A 16,729-nucleotide genomic window follows, 5' to 3' on the forward strand; every position below is an offset into this window, starting at 1 on the left:
AAATGAGCAACGACGCTATCAAACTGACCTCCTTCTCCCACGGCGGCGGCTGCGGCTGCAAAATCGCGCCCGGCGTGCTGTCGGAGATCCTGAAGAATTCGACCGGCTTCCCGGTGCCGAAGGAACTGATGGTCGGCATCGAGACGGCCGACGACGCCGCCGTCTACAAGCTCAATGACGAACAGGCGCTGATCGCCACCACCGACTTCTTCATGCCCATCGTCGACGACCCGTTCGACTTCGGCCGCATCGCCGCCACCAACGCCATCTCCGACGTCTACGCCATGGGCGGCACGCCGATCATGGCCCTGGCGCTGGTGGGCATGCCGATCAACAAACTGCCGATCGAAACCATCGGCCAGATCATCAAGGGCGGCGAATCGATTTGCGCCGAAGCGGGTATTCCGATCGCCGGCGGCCACACCATCGATTCGGTCGAGCCGATCTACGGCCTGGTGGTGCTGGGCCTCGTGCACCCGTCCAAAGTCAAACGCAACGCCGACGCCAAGGCCGGCGACGTGCTGGTGCTGGGCAAACCGCTGGGCGTGGGCGTGCTGTCGGCCGCGCTGAAGAAGGACAAGCTGGACGCCGACGGCTACAAGGCCATGATCGCCAACACCACCAAGCTGAATAAGCCCGGCAAGGCGCTATCCGAAATGACCGGCGCGCATGCGCTGACCGACGTCACCGGTTTCGGTTTGCTGGGCCACCTGCTGGAGCTGGCGCGCGGCGCCAAGCTGGAAGCGCATCTGGAGATGGCGAAGATTCCGCTGCTGCCGGGTGTGGAGCAGCTGGCGCACGACGGCTACTTCACCGGCGCCTCGGGACGCAACTGGGACGCGTACGGCAAGGACGTGACCCTGGGCGCGGGCGTCTCGCAGGCGCAGCACATGTTGCTGACCGACCCGCAAACCTCCGGCGGCCTGCTGGTCTCATGCGACGCCGGCAGCGTCGAGGAAGTCCTGGCACTATTCCGCCGCGAAGGCTTCGGCGAGGCCGCCGTCATCGGCCGCATGGCCGAAGGCGAAGCGCGCGTGCGCGTCGAATAACGACGTCCATAACGGCCGGGGCGCCCGTCCCCGGTCGCAGGTTTCACCATCCCGATTCCCGCCCCAAAGTCATTGTCGATATTTTCGAACATAGAACCGTAATTTTTCCGCTTTTACTTTTCCCTCACGTCGCGGATACTTCATTCCAGCAGCGAGCAACGCGAAACAAAAGCCGCGAAAAACGCGAACCACTCTATCGAAATTATTCACTATACTTAGGAGCTTACTATGCCAACCGCCATCGCCAAACCAGGCAACACCCTGCTGAACCCAACCAACCACACCCTGATCATGATCGATCACCAGTCGCAGATGTCGTTCGCCACCAAGTCGATCGACCCGGTCCAGCTGCGCAACAACGTCGCGCTGGTCGCCAAGGCCGCCAAAGGCTTCGCCGTCCCGACCATCCTGACCACCGTCGCCGAAAAATCGTTCTCAGGCCCGATCTTCGACGAAATCAAATCGGTTTTCCCCGACGAAGTGGCGATCGACCGCACCACCATGAACACCTGGGAAGATCCACGCATCGCCGACCGCGTCAACGCCATCGGCAAGGACAAGATCGTGCTGGCCGGCCTGTGGACGTCGGTGTGCATCGTCGGCCCCGCCCTCTCGGCGCTCGACCAGGGCTTTGAAGTTTATGTCATCACCGACGCCAGCGGCGACGTCTCCGACGAAGCGCACGAACGCGCCGTCGAACGCATGGTGCAACTGGGCGCCCGTCCAATGACCTCGCTGCAGTACCTGCTCGAACTGCAGCGCGACTGGGCGCGCGGCGAGACCTACAACGAGACCGTGGCCACCTCGATCGCGCACGGCGGCGGCTATGGCCTGGGTCTGATCTACGCCAAAACCATGTTCAACGCCGGCGAAGGCCACTAATCCTGTTCGGGCCGGGCGCCACGCCCGGCCCGCCGATTAGTCATTCGCGCCGTCCAGCATGGCCGGCCGGGTGATTTGCATAAGCCAGTTGAACACCGCCTCCGCGCGCGGCGCGATGTGGCGCCGCTGCGGCACCATCAACGACACTTGCATCGGCGGCGGACGAAATTCGGGCAGCACTTCAACCAACTCGCCGCTGTCGATCAGGCGGCGGTTGGTCGGCACCGCCACCTGCATGATTCCCAGCCCGTTCAGGCAGCCCGCCTGCAAGAACGTCGAACTGTTGACCGACAGCGCCGCGCGCATCGGCACGGTGAGCACCACGCCGTCCACGTCATAGCGAAACGCCGCGCCGTCGCTGCGCAGATTGGCCGCGTAATGGACGATGCGATGGTCCGCCAGGTCGGCCAGCGTGCGCGGCGTGCCGTGCCGGCGCAGATAGGCCGGACTGGCGAGGTTACACATCGCCATCGCGCCGATCGGCCGCGCCACCATATCGGAATCGGGCAGCGGCCCGATCCTCACCAGCGCGTCGAAGCCTTCGCGCACCATGTCGATGCGGCGGTCGTTGACGCTGATCCCCAGGTCGAGCAGCGGATGCTCGGCCAGCAGCGACTGCAGATGCGGCATGACCAGCTCCTGCGCGAACATGCCGGGCATGTCGATGCGCACCCTGCCGCGCAGCGCGCCGGCGGCGGGCCGGAACATCCCCTGCAACTGATCGGCCTCGGTCAGCAGCTCCTTGCAGCGGGCCAGGAAGGCCTCGCCGTCGGGCGTGAGCCGCACGCTGCGCGTGGTCCGCTGCAGCAGGCGCCCGCCCACCTCCGCCTCCAGCGCCTGCACCAAGGTCGAGACCCGGCCCTTGGCCATGCCCAGCTCCTCGGCCGCCTTGGTGAAGCTGGCCAGTTCAGCGACGCGGCTAAATATCCTCAACTCATTCAGGTCCATGCCATTGTTCTTTTTGACGAAACAGTTCATTCATTTTATAACGATTTATCTCCAATAAACAGAACGGTAAAGTGGGGGCCTCTTTCATTCATTCGGAGCATCCATGAACACGACCACCACATCAAACCGCATCGCCCTCATCACCGGCGCCAGCCGCGGCATCGGCCGCAGCCACGCGCTGCAACTGGCCGCCCGTGGCGTCGATGTGATCATCACCTACCTGAACGGCGAAGCGCCGGCCGCCGCCGTCGTCAAGGAGATCGAGGCCCTGGGCCGCCGCGCCGTCGCCTTGCGCCTCGACGTTGGCGCCTCGGGCACCTTCGCAGCGTTCACCGACACACTGCGCACCACGCTGAAGGACTTTTGGCAGCGCGAGCGCCTCGACTACCTGGTCAACAACGCCGGCGGCGGCGTCCACGCCTCGCTGGCCGACACCACCGAGGAGCAATTCGACCTGATGATCAACACCCATTTGAAAGGCACGTTCTTCCTGACTCAGAAGCTGCTGCCATTGATTGAGGACGGGGGCCGCATCATCAACACCTCGTCGGGGCTGGCCCGCTTCACCTTCGGCGGCTTCGCCGCCTACGCGTCGGCCAAAGGCGGGGTCGATGTGCTGACGCGCTACATGGCGCTGGAACTGGGCCCGCGCGGCATCAGCGTCAACGTCGTCGCCCCGGGGCCGACCACGACGGACTTCGGCGGGGGCCAGGTGCGCGACGACGCCGCCATGAATGCGCAGTTGGCCAGCATGACTGCGCTGGGCCGGAACGCGGGCGCCGACGACATCGCCGGCGTGGTCGCGACACTGCTGACGGGCGACGCCGGCTGGATCACCGGCCAGCGCATCGAGGCCTCTGGCGGCCTGCTGCTCTAAAAGGACCGATTCGCTCGATTCACGCAACGATCTTTCGATCAGGACGGTATTTATTCGCGTAAAGCGAACAGATACAGTTGGGGCCTCACTGTCGCAAGCAGTCAACCCACAGAAAGAACGGCTACCATGAGCGAATCGACCCTGCACTACATTTACGACCCGATGTGCGGCTGGTGCTACGGCGCCGCGCCGCTGATCGAGGCGGCGCGCGAAGTCACCCGCATCGAAGCCCACGCCGGCGGCATGATGATGGGCGCCCAACGGCGCCCCGTCACGCCGGAACTGCGTCGCTACGTCAACGAGGCCGACCAGCGCATCGCCCATTTGAGCGGCCAGCCGTTCGGCGCCGCCTACAAGGACGCGCTGCTCAACGACAGCGGCGCGGTGCTCGACTCCGAACCGCCGACCACCGCCATCCTGGCGGCCGAAAAGGTCGCGTCGCAAGGCCTGGCGCTGCTGGCCCGCGTGCAGACAGCACACTATGTCGAGGGCCGGCGCATAGCCGAGCGGCAGGTGCTGGCCGACCTGGCGACGGACATCGGCATCGACCGCGCCGCCTTCGAAAGCGCCTACGACGACATGGCCGGTCCTGCGACCACGGAGCACGTCGTCGCCACGCGCGCGCTGATGAACCGCCTGGGCGCGACCGGCTTTCCGTCGCTGGTGCTGGAGCGGGATGGCATCTTCACGCGCGTCGAACTGGCGCCGTATCTGGGCCGCCCCAGTGCGTGGCTGGCCTTTCTCGGACAGTACTTTCCCGCCAATCAGGAGGTTTAATCATGAGCACAACCAAAACTAATCTGGACATCGTCCGCGCCCACTACGACGCCTCCACCAAGGGCGACACCACCGCCATGATGGCCGACGTCGCGCCCGATGTGCGCTGGACCGAAATGGCCGGCTTCCCCTGCGCCGGCACCTGGGTCGGTCCGCAGGCGGTGCTCGACAACGTCTTCGGCGTTCTGGGACGGGACTGGAAGGACTACCGCTTCGAACTGGAAACGCTGCTCGGCGCCGGCGACAACATCATCGGCGTTGGCGTCTACCAGGGCGAATACCGCGCCACCAAAAAGAGCATGCGCGCCCGCGTGACGCACATCTGGACGCTGAAGGACGGCAAAGTCGTCGCCTTCGAACAGTTCACCGACACGCTGCTGGTGCACCAGGCGATGGCCTGAATCGGTGCGAAATCAATCCTGCGCGGGCCGGATTGCAACGATGCCAGATACACCATTACCAACATTCCCTTGACAGCCATGCAGGCGATCTCGTACATTAAGGCCTATGACTTCGCATCTGCACCTATCCGCTTTCCTGCTGCCGTCTGCTAGCCTATCGCTAGCAGCGCGCCTACTAGCACGCGCTTAATCCGCGTTCCAGCCGCGTTTTCAACGCACCCCGTGCAGGCCACAAGCCGCACCCGTCTTCAAAACCCAGGAAAGTCTGCACCGATGCTCACCCCGGCCACCCATGCTCCATCCCGCACCGGCGATTCGATCGCGCTGCTGGCTGACGCGCGTGCGTTTGGCCCAGCGCCGCTACCGCTAAAACTACCGATCGGTTGCCTGGCCTAGCGTTCCGTGGCCGCCCGGCAGCCTTTCGCCACACGCAGCGTCGGCGCAAGCAGCGCATCGCAGCACTCTTTCAAGCACTTCCCAATTTAAAAGACCCAGGAGCACCCCATGATGTTGCAGAACCCAGCAGCGAAGTACCGCGCCTTCCCACCAGTTCAATTGTCCGACCGCCAGTGGCCCAATAACATCATCTCCAAGCCGCCGATCTGGATGAGCACCGATCTGCGCGACGGCAACCAGGCGCTGATCGAGCCGATGAGCCCCGAGAAAAAACTGCGCTTCTTCGAACTGCTGGTCAAGATCGGCCTCAAGGAAATCGAAGTGGGCTTCCCTTCGGCCTCGCAGACCGACTTCGACTTCGTGCGCAAGCTGGTGGAGGAAAACCGCATCCCCGACGACGTCACCATCATCGTGCTGACCCAGTCGCGCGATGAACTGATCCGCCGCACCGTGGAAGCGGCGGCCGGCGCCAAGCGCGCCATCGTCCACCTGTATAACTCGGTCGCGCCGGTGTTCCGCAAGGTTGTCTTCGGCATGTCGCGCGAAGAGATCACCAACATCGCCACCACCGGCACCACCCTGGTCAAAGAGTTGATCAAGCAGCACCCGCAAACCGACTGGGGCTTCGAATACACGCCGGAGTCGTTCTCCACCACCGAACTCGATTTCTCCAAGCATATCTGCGACGCCGTCACCGCGATCTGGGAGCCGACGCCGAACAAGAAGATGATCATCAACCTGCCGTCGACGGTCGAATGCAGCACGCCGAACGTCTACGCCGACCAGATCGAATGGATGTCGCGCAAGCTGGCGCGCCGCGATTCGCTGATCATCAGCGTCCACCCGCACAACGATCGCGGCACCGCCGTCGCCTCCGCCGAGATGGCCGTGATGGCCGGCGCCGACCGCGTCGAGGGCTGCCTGTTCGGCAACGGCGAACGCACCGGCAACGTCGACCTGGTCACCCTGGCGTTGAACCTCTACACCCAGGGCGTGCACCCTGGCCTGGACTTCTCCGACATCGACGAAGTGCGCAAGTGCGTCGAGGAGTGCAACCAGCTGCCGGTGCATCCGCGTCATCCGTACGTGGGCGACCTGGTATTCACCGCCTTCTCCGGCTCGCACCAGGACGCGATCAAGAAGGGCTTCGCGCAGCAGAAGGAAGGCGCGATCTGGGAAATTCCGTACTTGCCTATCGATCCGGCCGATCTGGGTCGCAGCTACGACGCCGTCATCCGCGTCAACAGCCAGTCCGGCAAAGGCGGCATGGCCTACTTGCTGGAACAGGATTACGGCCTGGTGCTCCCACGCCGCCTGCAGATTGAGTTCAGCCGCGCGGTGCAGGCGGTGGCCGACGCCACCGGCCTGGAAATCACCGCCGAAGGCATCTACGACATCTTCAGCAAGGAGTACTTCGAACAGAACGCGCCATACGCCTACAACTCGCACAAGATGGCGGAAGACACCACCAGCGACGAGCCGGTGCAGATCGACATCAACCTGACCCACCGCCAGGCGCCGATGGCGCTGCAAGGCGGCGGCAACGGCCCGATCGACGCCTTCGTCGACGCGCTCGGCCTGGACATCAAACTGATGGACTACCACGAGCACTCGATCGGCTCGGGCGCCAACGCCAAGGCGGCCTGCTATGTCGAACTGCGTCTGGCCAACGGCCCGACGCTGTTCGGCGCGGCCACCGACAGCAACATCCTGACCGCCTCGTTCAAGGCGGTGCTTAGCGCCGTCAACCGCCAGCTGAACACCATCGAAGCGGCACAAGCCAAAGGCGCGGTAGCGGCCTAAGCGCTTTTCAATGCGGCGCCGGCGGGAACAACGCGTTCCCGCCGGCCGCCCACAGCACCAGCCAGCACTCAAGCCAGCCGTCGGAGGCGTCATAGATCGATTTGACCTGTTCGGAATGGAGGGATGTGGCCAACTTCAGACGTCATTGATGAGAATTACTCTCAATAACAGCCTGACTTTCATCCCGCTCGCAAGAATACGTCTCTGGCGTTGACAGTGTTGGGTGGTGACCTGCGCTTACAGCTGGATATCCATCAGCACATCGTCGTACGGCACGCCGTCGACGATCAACGCGCAATGTTCGCGTCCATAGACTTTGAAGCCGATCGATTCGTACAAGGTGATCGCCGCCGCGTTGCCGACGGTGACGGCCAGGGTGACCTTGGTCACGCCTTCCATGGTCGAGATGAATTCCATCGCGTGCTCCATCAGCTGGCGGCCAACGCCGGTGCCTCGATAGGCGACATCGACCTGCATGCCGCGGATGTAGGCTTTGTGACGCAGCTTGATCTGCGATTCGCGGCCGACACCGACCATGCCGACCAGGCGATCGCCGTCAAAGGCGCCGAAACGGTTGCGGCCCGCCTCCGATTCGAAGTAAGCCTCGGTCACGGGGATCGGCGTATTGCACTCCTCTTCATAGCTGGAGGTGAAAGCGGTTGGGGTTTCACGAAGGCCGGAAAGGCGCAATGACTGGAAAGCTGCGGCGTCTGCGGGAGTTAATCGGCGTATGAGGATAGGCATAATAAGAGAAAGATAAAAAAGTGGAATCGAACGATGCATAAATTATCATTTACCTCACTACCAATAGCAAGCGAATAGGGGCGCCCGGATGAAACTTAACCGGCTTATGGTAATTAAGATCGTTCGTATGACATTTATGACAGGCCTTATGCCGCTTATGTGTCCAGATTTTGGCCGGACCAAACCGTTATGGCGACTGGCGCCCCGCCGTCGCCGCGCCGCGCGCGGACAAAAATCGGGACAAAATAGCCATCACCGGGATGAATTTCTAGACTGGCAGTCGAGCGCCGCGCGGTTGGGCGGCGACTGCGACGGCGGCGTCACATTCAGGCTTGCCGCGCCAGCCGGATGCCGGTGAACTGCCAGCGGGCGCCGGCCGGGAAGAAGTTGCGGTAGCTGGCGCGCGCGTGCCCGGCGGGCGTGGCGCATGAGGAACCACGCAGCACATACTGATTCAACATGAATTTGCCGTTGTATTCGCCCAGCGCGCCCGGCGCGGTCCGATAGCCCGGATAAGGCGAGTAGCTGCTGCTGGTCCACTGCCAGCAATGGCCGAACATCTGCAGCAGCCCAGGATCGGTGACGGCGGCAGCGCCGGCGCCGGCGGGATGCAGCTCGCCGGTGTCGATTGCCGCCCGCGCGGCGGCGACCTCCCACTCCGCCTCGGTGGGCAGGCGGGCGCCGGCCCAATGGGCATAGGCGTCCGCCTCGAACAGCGAAAGATGCGTCACCGGCAGGTTCGGGTCCAACGCCTGCGCGCCGCGCAGCGTGAATTCCTGCCAGTCGCCGTTATCGTCCTGTCGCCAATAGATCGGGCACTTCAAATTCTGGCTGCGCACCCAATCCCAGCCCTCGGCCAACCACAGCGCCGCATTGAAGTAGCCGCCGGCGGCGATGAACGCCTGGTACTCCCCATTGGTCACGAGGCGTGACGCCAGCTGGAACGGCGCCACATACTGCTTGTGGCGGGGCAGCTCGTTGTCGAAGCAAAAGCCGTCGCCGTCATAGCCTATCTCTGTCAGGCCGCCGTCGAAGCCCACCCACGACAATTGCGACGCCACGGGAGCCGCAGGCATGGCCGCCTCCATATAAGCGGGCAGCAAGGCGCTTTGCGCCAGCAGGTGTTTGACGTCGGTGAGCATCAGTTCCTGGTGCTGCTGCTCGTGCTCCAGCCCCAGCGTGATCAGCGTCTCGAGCTGTTCGCGTTGCGGCGCATCGAGTTCGGATGCCACGCCGGCCAACAAGCGGGCCACGCGCGCGTCGACATCGGCGCGGTAGGCACGCACCTGCGCCATCGCCGGCCGCGTCAACAGCCCGCGCTGGGCGCGCGGATGCTTTTCGCCGACGCCGTTGTAATAGGAGTTGAACAGCACCCGGAACGCCGGATGGAAAGGCTGGAACCCGGCCTCCATGCGCTCGAGGATGAAGGTCTCGAAGAACCAGGTGGTGTGCGCCAGGTGCCACTTGATCGGACTGGCGTCCGGCATCGACTGCGCGCCGCAATCCTCGTCGGTCAGTGGCTCGGCCAGCAGCAGCGAGCGCTGACGCACGGTGTAAAAGCGGGCGCTGAGTTGGGCGAAAAGTGGCTGCTGCGGCAAACGCATGTCCATATCGTGTCTCTTCCTGTCAGTCGCGGATAACGCGGGCGTGAATGACGGCGAACCAGCCCGCCGGATCGGTCCAGACACGGGTGGTGGCAAACCCGGACTGCTCCAGCAGGCCGACGAAGGACTGCCGCGTATATTTATAACTGTCCTCGGTGTGTATGCGCTCACCCTGCGCGAAGCGGCGCTCGCCGCCCTGCCAGCGCACAGTCAACGCGCTGCGCGCCTCCAGGTGCATTTCGATGCGGCTTTCCTCCTGGTTGAAGAAAGCGATGTGCCGCCACTGGCGCACGTCGAAGTCGGCGCCGATCAAATGATTGACGTGCCGCAGCATGTTCAGGTTGAAGGCCGCCGTCACGCCGATCGCGTCGTCATACGCCGCATCGAGCACCGCGCTGTCCTTGATCAGGTCCACGCCGATCAACAGGCCGCCGTCGTCGCCGGCGTTGGCGTGCAGGCCGCGCAGGAAAACCTTGGCCTGTTCGGGCGAAAAGTTACCGATCGACGAGCCGGGATAGAAAAACAGGCGGCGCCGATGGCGCACACTGTCCGGAAGCGCGAAGCCGCTGGAAAAATCGAGTCCCAGCGGCGTCATTTCAATTTGCGGGAAGCGCTGTTGCAGGCGCGAGACGGAATCGAGCAGGAAATCGCGCGAGATATCGACCGGCACGTACTGCGCCGGTTGCAGCAGCGGGAACAGGCCGGCGGCCTTGGCGCAATTGCCGGCGCCCAGATCGATCAGCGAGGTGCCGGTGCCGATGTCGCGCGCCATATCCGCGCCGTGCGCGGCGAAGATGCCGGCCTCGGTGCGGGTGGGATAGTACTCCGGCAGTTCGCAAATCGCCTCGAACAGCTTGGAGCCCAGGCCGTCGTACAGATATTTGGGCGAAGTATTCGCGTCGGAAGCCAGCAGGCCGGCGCTGATTTCGGCGATGACCGCATCGCTGCCGTGAGGGCGGGACATTTGCATGGTGACTCTGCCTTTGACTGAAGGTGCATGTCCCGCCAGCGGTCTCCCCTGCCGTAGACAAACTTTTTGTTATGATAGCTGAATATCCATTTTGAAGCGCCGCGTGGCAGAGGACCGTGCGGCTTTTCACTTTCGGCCGAGTTACAAGCATATAAATAGAAACATAAATCCTTCACATAGGGCACCGACAATGAAATTTTCCCCGATGAACACGCTCAAATCCCTGCTGGCCGCCGGCCTGCTGCTGGCCGCCGCCCATTCCCAGGCGCAATCCGCCGACCGCGTGCTGCGCGTGTCCGCCATCCCGGACGAGGCGCCGACGGAATTGCAGCGCAAGTTCAAGCCGCTGGGCGAGTACCTGGAGAAGAAGACCGGCATGAAGGTCGAATTCACTCCGGTCACCGATTACGCGGCGTCGGTCGAAGCGCTGATCAATAAAAAAGTGGACATGGTCTGGTTTGGCGGCTTCACCTTCGTGCAGGCCAAGGACCGCAGCAAGAACCAGGTCACGCCGCTGGTGCAGCGCGCCGAAGACGAAAAATTCCGCTCCGTGTTCATCACCACCAACAAGGACATCAACAAGCTGGAAGACCTGAAAGGCCGCACCCTGAGCTTCGGTTCCGAGTCGTCGACCTCCGGCCACCTGATGCCGCGCTCCTTCCTGCTGGCCGCTAAAATCGATCCGGACAGCGATCTGAAACGCATCGCCTTCTCCGGTGCGCATGACGCCACCGTCGCCGCTGTCGCCGGCGGCAAGGTCGATGCCGGCGCGTTGAATATCTCGGTCTGGGAAAAACTGGTCGCCGAGAAGAAGGTCGATCCTGCCGTGGTGCGCGTGTTCTACACCACCCCTGGCTACTACGACTACAACTGGACCGTGCGCACCGACATGAGCGCGGATCTGAAGAAAAAGATCACCGACGCCTTCCTGGCCCTCGATGCGAAGAACCCGCAGGACAAGATCATCATGGATCTGCAACGCGCCTCGAAGTTCGTTCCGACCAAGGCCGAGAACTACACCGCCATCGAAGCGGCCGCCCAGAACGCCGGCCTGCTGAAGAAGTAAGGTTTAAAAGTATTTCATGCCGACCTACCAATTGCGGAACCTGACGGTGCGCCACCCGGGCACATCGGCATCGGCTTCCGCTGCGGCTCCGGCCCTGCAAGCGATCTCGTTGACGGTACAACAGGGCGAGCAACTGGCGCTGATCGGCCCCTCCGGCGCCGGCAAGACCACGTTGCTGGCGACCCTGGCATGCGCCCAGCGGCCGGCCGAAGGCGGATTCAAAGCCTTCGGCGCCGATCCCTGGGCGCTGGGCGAAGCCGCGCGCCATCGCCTGCGCGCGCAATTGTTCCTGGCGCCGCAAACACCGCCGCTGCCGCCACGCCAACGCGTGGTGACGGCGGTGCTGGCCGCGCGCCTGCCGCAGTGGAGCGTGTGGCGCGCCCTCGTTTCACTCTTTAAGCCCGCCGACCCGCAAGCCGCGTGGCAGGCGCTGTCGCGCTTCAACCTGGGCGACAAACTGTATTCGCGCGTCGACCGCCTCTCCGGCGGCGAGCGCCAACGCTGCGGCCTGGCGCGCCTGCTGCTGTCGCCGGCCAAGGCCCTGCTGGTGGACGAGCCGCTGTCCGCGCTCGATCCCGCGCTGTCCGAGCTGACCCTGGCCACCTTGCGCGAGGAAGCCGCCTCGCGCGGCGCCACCCTGATTTGCAGCCTGCACCAGGTCGACCTGGCGCTGCGCCACTTCCCGCGCATCGTCGCGCTGCGCAACGGCCGCGTCGAATTCGACCTGCCGCGCGCGCAGGTCACGCAACAGATGATCGACGAGCTGTATCAAGGCGAACAAACCGTCAGCGCGCCGCAGCCCGACCACGAGGCGCTGGCCGTCAAACTGGGCATCGGCGCTTGTCTGTAATGGCTGTTTTTCCACACAATTTTCCACCCCATCTGCACGCCGATCCGGCCTGGCGCGGCCGCTTGATCGCCTGCGCGGCCGCCGTCATCGTCCTGTGGCCGATGCTGGTCGTCAGCGAATTCAAGCCGTGGATACTGTGGGACTGGCAAAGCCTGTCGGCCACCGGGCGCTTTCTGTCGGACTTCCTGGTGCCCGCGCACGGCGCCGAATTCCTGCAAATGCTGCTGCGCGAAACCTGGCAGACCGTTGCCATCGCCACCGCCGGGCTGACCCTGGCGCTGCTGGGGGCCGTCCCCGCCACCTTGATCATCAACGAAAAGCTGTCGATATCCGCGCTGGGCACGGGGCGCATGCGCCTTCCGGCCAGGCTGCTGCGCCAGGGCGTGCGCTGGCTGCTGGTGCTGCTGCGCAGCGTGCCGGAACTGGTATGGGCGCTGCTGTTCGTGCGCATCATCGGCCTCGGTCCCACCGCCGGCGTGCTGGCCATCGCCCTCACCTACTGCGGCATGCTGGGCAAGGTCTACGCCGAGATCCTGGAATCTTCCGACTCCCACGCCACCGACACCCTGATGGCCAACGGCAGCGGCAGGCTGGGCGCGCTGCTGTACGGCGCGCTGCCGGAATCGGCGTCGGAACTGATGTCGTACACGGTCTACCGCTGGGAATGCGCGATACGCGGCTCGGTGGTGATGGGCTTTGTCGGCGCCGGCGGCCTCGGTCAGCGCATGGATGAATCGATGAAAATGCTGGCCGGCGCCGAGGTGTCCTCGATGTTGCTGGTGTTCGTGGCGCTGGTCGCGCTGGCGGACCTGTTCTCCAAGATCCTGCGGGGGCGGCTCGGATGAACGACGTCAAACCGCATACCGGCATGCCCCAACCGCCGGCCCGGGACTGGACCGTGCTGGCGCTGATGGCGCTGGTGGCGGTGCTGATCGTGGCCAGCTTCGCCGCGCTGCCGTTGAAATGGCGCGAGTTCTTCACCATCGACGCGGTCAACAGCGTGCTCGAACTGCTGGCCGGCTTCGCGCCGCCGGACATCTCGCCGCGCTTCCTGACCAAGACCGCGTGGGCCACGATAGAAACGATGTCGATGTCGGCGCTCGGCACCTTGCTGGCGGTGGTCGCCGGGCTGGCGCTGTCGCTGCCGGCGTCGGGCCGCTTCGGCCGGGCGCCGCGCGCGGCGGTGCGCGCCGCGCTCAATGTGCTGCGCTCGATCCCGGAACTGGTGTGGGCCTCGATCCTGCTGATCGCCGCCGGCCTGGGTCCGTTCGCCGGCACGCTGGCGCTGGCCGCGCACACCGCCGGCGTGCTGGGGCGCCTGTTCGCCGACGCGCTGGAAAACGCCGCGCCGCTGCCGGAGCAAAGCCTGCGCACCAACGGCGCCTCCGCCACCGCCGCCTTCTTCTACGCGACCTTGCCGCAAACGCTGCCGCAGATGCTGTCCTATACCTTGTACCGCTGGGAGAACAATATCCGCGCCGCCGCCATCCTCGGCGTGGTGGGCGCCGGCGGTTTGGGGCAGATGCTCAAATATCACCTGTCGCTGTTCCAGATGCAGAAGGCCGCCACCGTCATCATCGCCATGCTGCTGCTGGTCGCGCTGGTGGACGCCATCAGCTTCGCGATGCGCCGCGCGCTCACGCGCTGACCCGATAATCCGCCAATCGCTTCCTTACAGGAGCTCTGCCCCATGCTCGAACTGCGCAACCTGTCCAAATCCTATGCCAGCGGCCGTCCGGTGCTGTCCAATCTCTCGTGGACCTTCAAGGCGGGCGAATTCGTCTCCATCATGGGCGACTCCGGCGTCGGCAAATCGACGCTGCTCAACCTCATCGCCGGCCTCGATACCCCAGATGCCTCCCCCAACGCCGCGCCGGGCGACTCGCCGATCATCGTCGACGGCGTGCCGATGTCGGGGCTCGACGACGACGCCGCCACCAAGTTGCGGCGCGCGCGCATGGGCTTTATTTTCCAGGCCTTCCACGTGCTGCCGCATCTGACCTTGCTGCAAAACGTCGCGCTGCCGCTGCTGCTCAACGGCCTGCCGACCGCGCGCGCGGCGGAGATGCTGGACGCCGTCGGCCTGGGCGGGCGCGGCGACGACTTCCCGCACCAGCTCTCCGGCGGCGAAATGCAGCGCGTGGCGATCGCCCGCGCGCTGGTGCACCGTCCGGCGCTGGTGCTGGCCGACGAGCCGACCGGCAACCTCGATCCGGACACCGCGCACAGCATCCTCACCTTGTTACGGAGGGAAATTAAATCGACCGGCGCGTGCGCCATTATGGTGACCCACTCCCGCGTTGCGGCCGAAATGACAGACAAAGTCCTACAACTATCGAAAAGCTGCATACAAGAAACAACAAACGTCAACCCGTTTAAGCAATAAACAAGATAATTCATTTGTTAAACCCAGCAATTTTCCGCGCAAAGTAGTATTATTTAAATTAACTTGCATGGTTATCAAGAATGTTGAGTCGCGTACCACATTCGGATCAAAAATGTGGGCGCTAGCCTTGCTGGGAAACGTCTTTATTGACACGTTTGAGCAAAGGAGGAGCAATCATGAACGTACGGCAAAAAAAGCTGGAACTGATCGAGGCCATGAATCGTGCTCGGGCGCTGGAACCATCCAGCTTCGTCCCGAACAAGTTGCTTGATACCTTGATCGAAAAAATGAACTTAAAAAACGACGCGGAGTTGTGCCGAGTTTTAGAAGTGCAGCCTCCCATCATCAGCAAAATCCGACACCGCAAGCTGGCAGTTGGAGCCACGATTTTGCTGCGTATGCATGAAAAGTCAGAGATCAGCATACGGGAATTGAAAGATCTGTCGACCGCTTCGATGCATTGAGCAGCCTAGCTGATCTTGCCATGCCAGGCGCCGGTATGCGGTAGCGGCGCCCCCTTAATGCACCAAAGCGTCAGCCCAAACCCCGCTGAACGCCGCATTAAGTCCCCACAGAGCTCCACCTGCTCCATCAACAAAATCCATCAGAAGAATTCAGGATGCCGCTTTAACAGCTGCGCCTCGAAGTCATTGACGGCCGTGAAGTTCGGCACCTTCGGCGCGATGCCGCGTCCTATGTCCCAGCTGCGCCACGCGCGCGGGCTATCGCCGGTCAACAGCAGCAAGTCCCCCAGATCCTTGTACGCGCCGCCCAACACCGGATTGGCTTCCAGCACCTCGCCGAACAGCTGCAGGCTTTCCTTGCGCTGGCCCAGCCGCAGGCGGTTGTTCGCCTCCAGCAGCTTGAGGACATAGGCCTTGCGCGGCGCCTGCTTGCGCAGCTGCTCCAGCGTCTTGACCGCGCCCTCGTACTCCTCCTTGCTCTTCGGGCTCACGGAAGCGAGCATCAGCGCCACCGCCGGGTCCTCGCGCATCTTCTCCAGCTGCGCCGGCGTAAACGGCAGCATCGGCTCGCCGGTGGCCAGCACGCACTCGGTACGGCCCAGCATCGTGTCGAGCGGCTGGTCTTCGCGGTAGTCGGCGGCCGTGTCGCAGGGATGGGCGGCGCGCAGCGCCGCCAGCCGTTCCGGCGTGAGCGCCGCCATGCGGTCGAGCATGATATCGAGTTCCCCCGCCAGTTCCCCCGTCTGCGCCGCTCGGGGCGCGTAGCCTTTCAGATCGTAGGCCGGCGGCCGCGCGCTCTTCACTTCGGCGACGCTGATGCTGACGGTGCGCACGCCCACGCCGGTGTTGACGGTGAACGTCAACTGCCCGGGAATGACGCCATCCCTGGCCAGTCTGGCCAGCAGCTGCGGATGTCCCGCCTGCGTGTAGCGCAGGAACTGCGCGAAGCGCGCCGCGTCGGCCGCGCCTACCTTGGCGCCGGCCTTGCTCCACGAGGCCAGCTTGCGGCCCTCGCTGGAAAACTCCAGTGTGCCGTCGCCGGCGCTTTCGTCGATCTTCACCGCGTCGTCGTCCGCCACCGCCAGCTCCTGTTCGCGGTCCACCTGGCGGCTGAGGGGCGTATCGATCTTCGCCTTGGCCAGCATGGCGTTGATGTTTTCGCGGTTCTTCAGCTCCATCGTGCGGAAGCCGGCGATGCTGTACAGCGAGTAGTCGACATAGACCTTGTTGACGGTATCGAGCACGTAGTAGCGCCGCGACTTGAAGTCGTAGATCAATTCGACCTTGGGCATTTTCACGGCGGTGTAGCCGTCGGACAGCGTCACGTCCATCACCTGGCGTGTATCGGCCGGCGGATTGCTCACGCCTTTGACCGATTCGGTATGCACCGAGGAGGTGACCTGCAAGGTGACGGCGGCGAAAGCGGAGTGGCCGGCCAGCAGCGCGGCGCACAGCGACAGAAGGCGAAGCGGGTGTCGGACCATGGGTTTCTCTATCGCCTAGTCGATTAAT

17 protein-coding genes are annotated in these 16,729 nt (G+C 63.8%); 12 read left to right on the forward strand and 5 right to left on the reverse strand.

The annotated features are described in order from the left end of the window. The first annotated feature begins 2 nt into the window (after positions 1-2). Both selD and NHH88_23320 read left to right on the forward strand, forming a co-directional pair. Entirely contained in the window at positions 3-1,049 is a 1,047-nt protein-coding gene (selD, locus tag NHH88_23315) for a selenide, water dikinase SelD (GenBank protein USX12599.1), read from the forward strand. Positions 1,050-1,277: 228 nt separating this feature from the next. Then, complete coding sequence (locus tag NHH88_23320) at positions 1,278-1,931, forward strand: hydrolase (protein USX12600.1); 654 nt, start codon at positions 1,278-1,280, stop codon at positions 1,929-1,931. A 36-nt stretch (positions 1,932-1,967) separates the two neighbouring features. On the opposite strand, the gene NHH88_23325 is transcribed toward NHH88_23320, so the two are convergent. After that, the gene (locus tag NHH88_23325; protein ID USX12601.1) at positions 1,968-2,879 is read right to left on the reverse strand and encodes a LysR family transcriptional regulator; all 912 of its coding nucleotides are present in this window, start codon (positions 2,877-2,879) and stop codon (positions 1,968-1,970) included. A gap of 103 nt (positions 2,880-2,982) precedes the next feature. Between NHH88_23325 and NHH88_23330 the strand changes: the two genes are divergently transcribed. The 4 genes from NHH88_23330 (at position 2,983) to leuA (ending at position 7,133) form a co-directional block, all read left to right on the forward strand. Beyond that, positions 2,983-3,756, forward strand: a complete 774-nt coding sequence (locus NHH88_23330; protein USX12602.1) for an SDR family oxidoreductase — start codon at positions 2,983-2,985, stop codon at positions 3,754-3,756. A gap of 126 nt (positions 3,757-3,882) precedes the next feature. Continuing rightward, the gene (locus NHH88_23335; GenBank protein ID USX12603.1) at positions 3,883-4,533 is read left to right on the forward strand and encodes a DsbA family protein; all 651 of its coding nucleotides are present in this window, start codon (positions 3,883-3,885) and stop codon (positions 4,531-4,533) included. A gap of 2 nt (positions 4,534-4,535) precedes the next feature. After that, entirely contained in the window at positions 4,536-4,934 is a 399-nt protein-coding gene (locus NHH88_23340) for a nuclear transport factor 2 family protein (protein ID USX12604.1), read from the forward strand. Positions 4,935-5,438: 504 nt separating this feature from the next. After that, positions 5,439-7,133 carry a 2-isopropylmalate synthase gene (leuA, locus tag NHH88_23345; GenBank protein ID USX12605.1) on the forward strand — a complete coding sequence of 565 codons (1,695 nt, stop codon included), beginning with the start codon at positions 5,439-5,441 and terminating at the stop codon, positions 7,131-7,133. Positions 7,134-7,370: 237 nt separating this feature from the next. Here the strand turns inward: leuA and NHH88_23350 are convergent, their stop codons facing one another. From NHH88_23350 to egtD, 3 genes are all read right to left on the reverse strand, one after another. Then, positions 7,371-7,877, reverse strand: coding sequence for a GNAT family N-acetyltransferase (locus NHH88_23350; protein USX12606.1), 507 nt, complete (start codon positions 7,875-7,877; stop codon positions 7,371-7,373). Positions 7,878-8,203: 326 nt separating this feature from the next. Continuing rightward, positions 8,204-9,487 carry an ergothioneine biosynthesis protein EgtB gene (gene egtB / locus NHH88_23355; protein USX12607.1) on the reverse strand — a complete coding sequence of 428 codons (1,284 nt, stop codon included), beginning with the start codon at positions 9,485-9,487 and terminating at the stop codon, positions 8,204-8,206. A gap of 16 nt (positions 9,488-9,503) precedes the next feature. Beyond that, complete coding sequence (gene egtD / locus NHH88_23360; GenBank protein USX12608.1) at positions 9,504-10,451, reverse strand: L-histidine N(alpha)-methyltransferase; 948 nt, start codon at positions 10,449-10,451, stop codon at positions 9,504-9,506. Positions 10,452-10,641: 190 nt separating this feature from the next. On the opposite strand from egtD, the gene NHH88_23365 reads away from it, so the two are divergent. The 6 genes from NHH88_23365 (at position 10,642) to NHH88_23390 (ending at position 15,217) form a co-directional block, all read left to right on the forward strand. Continuing rightward, positions 10,642-11,517, forward strand: coding sequence for a putative selenate ABC transporter substrate-binding protein (locus NHH88_23365; GenBank protein USX12609.1), 876 nt, complete (start codon positions 10,642-10,644; stop codon positions 11,515-11,517). 16 nt (positions 11,518-11,533) lie between these two features. Next, positions 11,534-12,367 carry an ATP-binding cassette domain-containing protein gene (locus NHH88_23370; protein ID USX12610.1) on the forward strand — a complete coding sequence of 278 codons (834 nt, stop codon included), beginning with the start codon at positions 11,534-11,536 and terminating at the stop codon, positions 12,365-12,367. Further along, positions 12,367-13,212: an ABC transporter permease gene (locus NHH88_23375; protein USX12611.1), complete on the forward strand. Its 846-nt coding sequence runs from the start codon at positions 12,367-12,369 to the stop codon at positions 13,210-13,212. Before NHH88_23370 ends, NHH88_23375 begins: the two co-directional genes overlap by 1 nt. Then, positions 13,209-14,015 carry a phosphonate ABC transporter, permease protein PhnE gene (phnE, locus tag NHH88_23380; protein USX12612.1) on the forward strand — a complete coding sequence of 269 codons (807 nt, stop codon included), beginning with the start codon at positions 13,209-13,211 and terminating at the stop codon, positions 14,013-14,015. Before NHH88_23375 ends, phnE begins: the two co-directional genes overlap by 4 nt. A gap of 42 nt (positions 14,016-14,057) precedes the next feature. Next, a complete protein-coding gene (locus NHH88_23385) occupies positions 14,058-14,753 on the forward strand; it encodes an ABC transporter ATP-binding protein (protein USX12613.1) in 696 nt (231 codons plus the stop codon). Positions 14,754-14,929: 176 nt separating this feature from the next. Continuing rightward, the gene (locus tag NHH88_23390; protein USX12614.1) at positions 14,930-15,217 is read left to right on the forward strand and encodes a hypothetical protein; all 288 of its coding nucleotides are present in this window, start codon (positions 14,930-14,932) and stop codon (positions 15,215-15,217) included. 140 nt (positions 15,218-15,357) lie between these two features. Here the strand turns inward: NHH88_23390 and NHH88_23395 are convergent, their stop codons facing one another. Then, on the reverse strand, positions 15,358-16,701 hold the full coding sequence (locus NHH88_23395; protein USX12615.1) for a hypothetical protein: 1,344 nt from the start codon (positions 16,699-16,701) through the stop codon (positions 15,358-15,360). Between the last annotated feature and the right edge of the window lie 28 nt (positions 16,702-16,729).

This window comes from Oxalobacteraceae bacterium OTU3CAMAD1, assembly GCA_024123915.1.
Lineage (GTDB): Bacteria > Pseudomonadota > Gammaproteobacteria > Burkholderiales > Burkholderiaceae_D > Rugamonas.